Here is a 7,568-nt window from a genome sequence, read left to right as displayed (position 1 = left end):
GACGTCCCATCCGGCGCGCTACGGCTACCTCCACAAGGCTCTTAAGAGACTTCTGGAGATCGACTATCCGGATCTCACGATCGATGTCTTCCTGACCGATCCCCCCCCCCGTCGCGTGGCCCGCATGGCCCGAAGGGACGGCCGGCTGAACATCTGCCGGGTCGATCGTGACTACGGACCGGCCACGAAGTACGTGTACGCCCTCGAGAGACACCCCGAACGCCTCGTCGTCGTCTGCGATGATGACCACACGTACACGTCGAGGTGGCTGCGCACGCTCGTGGGGTGGAGTCTCCGGCTCGGAGGAGAGGCGTGCGTCGCCTGCACGGGCATGGCTGAGCTGGCCAGAATCGATCCATCCGACCCGGACCTGTGCGATGCCCTCGAGTCGCTGGGGGGTGTGACGGCCGAGGGAGTCGAGATCTACCGGAAGGTCCATGGCGAGAAGCTGCGTGGAGACCCGGTCCCGCTGCTCTGGCCCCAGGGCTACACGGGCTACCTGCTTCCGGCAGGTCTCTCCCGGCGCCTGGATGTGAGGCGTCACTACGAGGAGTGCCTCGATCTCATCCCGGAAGACCAGCTCCGGGACATGGAAGGGCGTGTGAACGACGACACCCTGATGGGCGCCTATCTGCACCGCCTCGGGACGCCGAAGGTCGTCATCCCTCATGATAACGAACCCCGGCCGCTGAAGCGGGTCACCCGAGTCGAGTCCCACGGCGCCCTGCAGGAAAGATTCACGGCTCGATACGGCATGAACATCGGAGTTGCCATGTACGTCGCCCTGCGGGAGAAGAGGTGGATTTGACGAGGACCTCGGATCGGAGCCCAGAACCGGAACCGGGGCCGCGCGGATGAAGAGCGAATGGCACTTCCGGGAGGAGCTGCGCCCGAGGGACGTTCCGGGACTCGTGCGGCTCGGCAATCCCGCGGGCGACGGCGGCTACGTGGTCCCGCAGTGGGTCGTGGATTCGACCGATGTGCTTCTCACGCTCGGTATCGGCCACGACTGGAGCTTCGAAGAGGACGTGTGGCGCGCGCGCCCCGGAGTGACGATCGTCGGCGCGGATCACACCCTGCATGCCTCGTCCATCCGGTGGTCGCTCAAGCAGGCGCAGGTCAAGCACGCGCTCAACCGCCTGCTGGGCCGCTCCGCGAAGGCATCCAGGTATGTAGCCCACATCGAACGGTACCGACGCTACCAGCGGCTCTTCTCGTTCCCGAACCAGCATATCGAGAAGGCCGTCAGCGCGGTCGCTTCGCCGACCACGGTCACCATCGACGAGCTGTTCGTGGGCATCGATCACGGGAGACCCCATCGAGTGCTCGTCTCGATGGACATCGAGGGAAGCGAGTACGAGGTGACGGCGGACGTTCTCCGCTACGAACGAGCCATCAACATGATCGTGGCGGAGTTTCATCACATCGGACGCAACCTGGGCGCGTTCGAGCGAGCGATCGCCAGCATCAAGAGGTCGTTCTCTGTCGTGCACGTGCACGGAAACAACTGTGCGCCCTACAACCAGGATCTGGACATCCCCGAGGTGATCGAGGTGACCTTCGTGCACCGATCGCTGATGCCCCCGGATCGTCCGTACTCAGCGATCGAGAGGCCCATCTCAGGGCTGGACGTGGCGAACCGGCCGGACTCGCCGGATTACGTCCTGCGCTTCTGAGCCTACGCCCGGACGGGCCCTCGGGTCGAAACCGCCACTGCCGTGACCATCAGCCGCCCCCCTGTCCGATCGCCTGCTCCAGAGCGGCCCTCAGGTCGCGTCCGATCGGCGCCTCGGGGTGGGTCTCGATCATCCGGTCGGCGACGCGGATGGCGCGCTCGAACTCCCCACGCTTCGCGTAGTGGTCCGCCAGCGCGTACAGATAGTCGAGGTTGGTCGGTTCTGCCTCCACGATCGTTCGGAGGCTCGTCTCCGCTTCGTTCAGTCGACCGAGCTGCTGCTGCAGCAGCCCGAGATTGTAGCGGATTCGGGTGCGAGCCGGCATGCCGTCCGCGGCGCGCTCCAGCCAGGACAGAGCCTCGCCCGGACGACCCGCTTCCACCAGGAGAAGCGCGAGGGCGTATTCGGCCTCGTGGTTCTCCGGATACCCCTCGAGAATCTCCCTCAGCAGCTCTTCCGCCTCCGCGTTGCGTCCCTCGGAGTTGTAGAGGACGGCCAGGTTCATCTTGGCGGGCACGAAGAGGTCGTCGATCGCGATGGCGCGGCGGTAGTATTCCTCGGCGCGGTCGGCCTCGCCGAGAGCCAGGTAGAGGTTGGCGAGGTTGTGGGCCGCGAACGAGAAGTCGAGCGAGTAGCGCATCGTCTCCTCGTACTCCTGCGTGGCCTCCTCGAGAGCCTCGACCTGGTACGGTTTGAGGAGCTCACGGGGCGCGCCAGCCAGCCTCACGGCCGCCTGTCCCCTGACCGCACGGGTCGGATCGAACAGCAGGGGCGCCACCAGTTCCACCAGCTGGGCCGGGTCCCCGACGTTCAGCGCTGAGACGGCCGTGTAGCGGATCAGCGCTTCTTCGTCCTGCAGGGCCATGTTGACCGCGCGGGTGGTCTCGGGCCCCGGGTAACGCTCGAGCAGGCCGAGCGCCGTGGCACGGACCAGCGCCGGATACAGCGGATCTCCGGCCAGGCGGATCAACTCCTCGTCCGCGCCGGGCCGGCCTTCCCGGCCAGCGGCCAGGGCGAGTCCGTAGTGCGGGCGCCGCGCCTTGCCGTACCACTCCGTATAGTAGTCCGCCGCCCAGCGGTCGGTCTCGTCCTCGTGGCATCCCGCGGACGTGCAGGCATTCGGCGTTCCGATCTCGAGCGTCAAATCGGGTCTCGGGATCCGCAGGCTGTGATCGGCCCGCCAGTCGATGACCATGTAGGGCCGTTCCGGCATGTGACACTTGACGCACAGCGCGCCTTCGTTCGGCTCGCCGGATTCCGTGAGCTCCTCGTGGAAATGGTGGTCGTACGCATCGTACGTGTCGGCACGGTGGCATTGGGCGCACAGGTCGTTGCCTTCGAAACGAAGCTCCAGGCTGTGCGGATCGTGGCAGTCGGAGCAGCGCACGTCATTCCGGTACATCTTGCTCTGGACGAACGATCCCCAGACGTAGACCTCGTCGAGGATCTGCCCGTCCGCCTCGTACAGCCCTTCGTCGAGCAGGGAAGGAACGAGGTGGTCCAGCAGGTCTTCCCTGCCGTGCGCGTAGTCCCCGAGCTCGGTGCGCCGGGAGTGACACGGCGCGCACAGCTCCACCTGCTGCCGGGAGGTGATTCCGGAGGTGGGCACGGCCAGGTCGTAGTCCTCGACGGACGGGCGGGCCATCGGCGGAAGGTCCGCCCACTCGACGTGACGCGATCCCGGCCCGTGGCACGCTTCGCAGCTGACGTCGATCTCGGACCAGGTGGTCGAGAAGGAGTCCGTCTCCGGGTCGTAGCCCTTCTTCAGGTTGGTGGAGTGACACTCGGCGCACATGCCGTTCCAGGTCTGTGCGCTGCGGGTCCAGTGGAGCCAGTCGTCCGGCGGGATGACGCGGTCCGGGTACAGGTGGAACCACTCCTCGCGCTCCGTGTCCCACGCCAGGCTGAGCGCTTGAAAGCGACCGCCGGGAAACGGGATCAGGTACTGCTGCAGGGGCTCCCAGCCGAACGTATACGCGATTTCGAAGTCCTCCAGCTCACCCGTCGGTCCTTCCGTGCGAACGAAGTACTTCCCATCGCGCTCGTAGAAACGGCTCGTCACGCCGCCGTGCTCGACCTCCACTCCGCTGAAGTCCCCTCGAACACTGGTGGAATCGGCAGGCTCCATCGCGTGGTCGTGGTCCGACCCCTCCCACGCCTCCGTGGCCTCCTCGTGGCATTCGGCGCACCGGTCACGGCCGACGAAGGTGAAGGCGGGCGCCATGTCCTGCTCCGCCCACTGCGCACGCTGGCGGGTCTCACGGACCGCGTAGACCGGGAGCGAGAGGACGATGACGGCCGTGGCCGCCACCCCGGCGATGGTCCACCTCCGCATCGGGTCCCCGGTCATGCGCGGACCACCTGCGAGGACTCGAAGTGACTCCGCTTGCGGGTGCGACCCACATCCACCTTGACGATGCCGTTCTCGATCCGCACCGGGTGCAGGTCGAGCGGCCGCGGCGCCGGCGGACGCACGACTTCGCCCCGGATGTCGTAGGCCGAGGAGTGGCACGGACACACGAACTGTCCCTCATCCGCCATCCACGGCACCGTGCAGCCCAGGTGTGTGCATTCTCGCGACACGGCCAGGAATCCGCCGTCGGACAGCCTGGCCAGATAGAATCGTCCGGCCGGAAAGGCGGTGACGGATCCGGGCTCGAACTGATCGACCGGGCCGGCGACGAGGACTCCGGGCGCCTGCCTTCCGGCCGAGCGCGGCCTGAGGAACTGGACGACCAGCCAGGCGTACTCCGCCAGCGCGAGACCCCCGAGTCCCAACCACACCCTCGAGAGGAACGAGCGCCGGGTCGTCTGCCCATCGGGTCGCTCTTCCGGATTCGTCCGGCGGCCGTCGATCGGGTTCATCGATCCCTCCTCACGAGGTCCACGGCCAGCCGAGGATCATCCCTTCGCCCCGGAACCACGCTCCGACGATCGTCAGGATGACCAGCGCGGTGGCGAAGAAGGCAAAGCCGGCCTGCAGGCGCTCCTGGCGCTCCCCCCCGAACCGGCGGCCGGCGAGGCTCACGACTCCCCATGCGAGCGCGAGGGCGACCACCGCGGGCACGAGTCCCTCGGACAGGACCGGGGGAAGGCCTCCGAGCCACGTCGACCAGTCGACCACGTACTCGTCCATCAACACCCACAGGGGAGTGAGGACGGCGCCGGCCACCACACCGGCGATCGCCAGGGACCTTCCCGTGTCCGACACGAACCACCGGCCCTCGAGAGCCGGTTCGTAGCGAACGTACGGAATGGCGAGGAGGGCGATCAGGAACAGGCCGGGGAGGATGACCACGGCCCAGGTGGGGTGGAAGTGCAGCAGCAGCTCCTGCAGGCCCACGAAGTACCACGGGGCCTTCGCGGGATTGGGGCTCATCCCGGGATTGGCGGCCGCATCCAGCCCCGCATCGGCGAACACCGCGAGGACCATGACCGCCGCCACCAGGACCAGCCCGACTACGACTTCGCGGGCCAGCAGCCCCGGCACGAAGAGCACCGTCTCCGGCCGACCGTCGGCGTCCCCGCCCGGCTCACGAGGGATGACCACCCCGCCCGCCTTCCGGACCCGCCAGAAGTGGAACGCCATGAGGCCGATGAGCGCCACCGGAAGCACCGTGGTGTGGAACGTGTAGTACAGGATCAGAGTCGGGGCGCCGATCTCCGACCCGCCACGCGCCAGCCGCACCAGGGCGTCTCCCAGAAGGGGCACGTAGCTCCACATGCCCGTAACGATGGTGATGGCCCAGTAGGACAGCTGGTCCCACGGGAGCAGATAGCCGGTGAAGTTCGCGGCGAGCACGACGATCAGGAGGAAGACTCCGATCACCCAGTTGAACTGGCGGGCCCCGTGGAACGCGCCGGTGAAGAACGTCCTCAGCAGGTGCAGGAAGGTCACGAACACCAACAGGTTGGCGCTCCAGTGGTGCACGTTGCGCACCAGCCCGCCGAACCGGACCTCTCGTCTCAGGGCCTCGATCGAGGCATATGCCCGCTCCGGTGTCGGCTCGTAGACGAACATCAGGAGGACACCGGTCAGGACGAGGAGCAGCACCAGCGTCGCCGCCATCCCACCGAGCCCGAACGTGTGGCGAAACGGAATCGTGCGGACCGGCACCCGAACGGGGCGCATGTGGAGGAGGAGATGGTTGAGGACGACCCTCTTCCTCTCCCGCTCGGTGCGGGGTGTCAGCGGTGTCCGAAAGATGGACCGCCAGACCCGAACCGGGAGCACCGGCCCGCGGTCCGGATGTGCTTCATCGCCCTTCGACGGCCGATGGTCGGAGTCCCGTCCTGTACCCGCCACGCTCGGTCAGACCTCGAATCCCCACCGCAGGATCAACTGCCAGGACCGGTTCTTTAGGTCCAGGTTCTCGATCGCGGCCGACAGGCCGTAGGAGTAGCGGAAGTCGGCCGTGAGCCTGGACCGGGTGAGCTCGTAGGTGAAGCTCGTTCCGAAGGGCACACTCCACTCGGTGGAGGCGAAGTCCCACGTGGGAATGGCCTCCTCGCATGCGCCCGGGGCCTCCTCGTTCAGTCGGACGTCGCACGTGGTCTGGAATCCCACCGCGATTCCACCGTACAGGTTCCAGTGCCAGCGCTCACCGAGCCCGGTCCCGAACTGGGCGGTGAGCGGGATCTCCAGGTAGTCCAGGTCGAAGTCCACGCTCCCCTGCGGCACGACCCCTCGTCCACCCTTCTGGACCCAGTTGGCCTCGAGCTGCAGGGCGAGGTTCGACGGGAAGCCGTACTGACCCCAACCCCCGAGCAGCACGCCCCAGTCGGACTCGGTGGACGTGATCAGTCCCCCGCCCATGCTCGAGTACGTGGGACCGGCGGACACACCCACGGACAGCTGCGCCCGGACCGGAGCCGCGGAGGTCAAAGTCCCCAGGAGCACCGCACATGCCACCACAGACCAGCGTCTCATCCCTTCGTTCCTTTCAGTCGAGCGATCGCTCCGGGTCGGACCTTCGCTTCATCCATTCGAACACGGTACGGCAGGAGCGGCAGTAATACTGACTGACCGAGAGAGCGCTCCCGAAAGCGGAAAACTGCTCCGTATCGGATCTCCGGCAGAACGGGCACTCCACGGAGTCGGGCATGGCCGCACTGTGAAGGATCGAGGCGAGTGAACGACGGGCGGATTCGGACACGGGCTCAGTCCATCAGCATGGCGCGGTTCCGGTCGCCCCGGACGCCGGCCAGCGTCTCGTCGTCGATCCCGCCCCCGGCGGTGCGCCGGCGAGAAGCATCCCAGTCGCTCCAGTCGACGTCCAGGTCGCTCCCCCAGCGGCCGCTCCCGTCCGTCGAGGCCAGGCCCAGCCCGGCACCCTCGATGACCGGGCCCACCCGGGCCAGCCAACGATCTCGCAGCTCATCGGGTCCGGCATCCGACACGCCGCCGTCCCGCAGGCGATCGACCAGGGCATCCGGCCGGCCGAACCATCGCAGACACGAGACCCATGCCGGTGTCAGGGCCGTCTCGAGCGCCCGTCGGCCCGCGTCCGCCTGGGCCATGCGCGCCACCCAGCCCCGACCGTGCTCGAAGTGGAATCGCTCCTCCTCGAGCATCTTCCGCACCTTGTAGTGGAGAGGCTCGAACCGGCTGTCCTTCAGGGATTCGATCTGAACCGAAAGAGCGGCGTCGAGAAGGAAATTCAGCGCCACGAGCCCGACCCACTCGGACGGCGAGCGGTCGAGCAGCTCGCTGTTGCGGTACTCGTCCGCCCCGCGTTGATGCTCGAGATGGTCTGGATCGTGTCCGAAGTCCTTGAGCATCGCGTACAGGATGCGCGAATGCCCCCACTCGTCCTGGGCCATGGCGGAGCAGGCGATTCCCGCCTCGAGGGTGGGCGCCCCGAGAAGCCACTGCGCGTACCGCATCCCGAG

The 7,568-nt window shown here is 67.2% G+C and carries 8 protein-coding genes; 2 read left to right on the top strand and 6 right to left on the bottom strand.

The annotated features are described in order from the left end of the window. The coding region (locus tag AC36XV_RS08365; protein ID WP_492203229.1) for a glycosyltransferase family 2 protein at positions 1 to 808 on the top strand (808 nt) is incomplete at its 5' end. A 46-nt stretch (positions 809 to 854) separates the two neighbouring features. After that, positions 855 to 1,676, top strand: a complete 822-nt coding sequence (locus AC36XV_RS08360; protein ID WP_492203228.1) for an FkbM family methyltransferase — start codon at positions 855 to 857, stop codon at positions 1,674 to 1,676. A gap of 49 nt (positions 1,677 to 1,725) precedes the next feature. Here the strand turns inward: AC36XV_RS08360 and AC36XV_RS08355 are convergent, their stop codons facing one another. The 6 genes from AC36XV_RS08355 to AC36XV_RS08330 all read right to left on the bottom strand — a co-directional run. Then, positions 1,726 to 4,026, bottom strand: a complete 2,301-nt coding sequence (locus tag AC36XV_RS08355) for a tetratricopeptide repeat protein (RefSeq protein WP_492203227.1) — start codon at positions 4,024 to 4,026, stop codon at positions 1,726 to 1,728. Continuing rightward, positions 4,023 to 4,541: a QcrA and Rieske domain-containing protein gene (locus AC36XV_RS08350; RefSeq protein ID WP_492203226.1), complete on the bottom strand. Its 519-nt coding sequence runs from the start codon at positions 4,539 to 4,541 to the stop codon at positions 4,023 to 4,025. The genes AC36XV_RS08355 and AC36XV_RS08350 overlap by 4 nt, the downstream gene beginning before the upstream one ends. Before the next feature lie 10 nt (positions 4,542 to 4,551). Continuing rightward, on the bottom strand, positions 4,552 to 5,982 hold the full coding sequence (locus tag AC36XV_RS08345) for a cytochrome b N-terminal domain-containing protein (RefSeq protein ID WP_492203225.1): 1,431 nt from the start codon (positions 5,980 to 5,982) through the stop codon (positions 4,552 to 4,554). A 6-nt stretch (positions 5,983 to 5,988) separates the two neighbouring features. Next, the gene (locus AC36XV_RS08340) at positions 5,989 to 6,606 is read right to left on the bottom strand and encodes an outer membrane beta-barrel protein (protein ID WP_492203224.1); all 618 of its coding nucleotides are present in this window, start codon (positions 6,604 to 6,606) and stop codon (positions 5,989 to 5,991) included. Positions 6,607 to 6,619: 13 nt separating this feature from the next. Beyond that, positions 6,620 to 6,781 (bottom strand): PaaD-like zinc ribbon domain-containing protein, encoded by a 162-nt coding sequence (locus AC36XV_RS08335; protein ID WP_492203230.1) that lies wholly within the window; start codon positions 6,779 to 6,781, stop codon positions 6,620 to 6,622. Between the two features lie 55 nt (positions 6,782 to 6,836). Further along, positions 6,837 to 7,568 (bottom strand): 1,2-phenylacetyl-CoA epoxidase subunit PaaC (locus AC36XV_RS08330; RefSeq protein ID WP_492203223.1); only part of this gene is annotated, 732 nt, incomplete at its 5' end.

The organism is Candidatus Benthicola sp. (assembly GCF_058719085.1).
The sequence above is the reverse complement of the archived record's forward strand: the minus strand, read 5'-3'. Positions and strand labels throughout refer to the sequence as shown.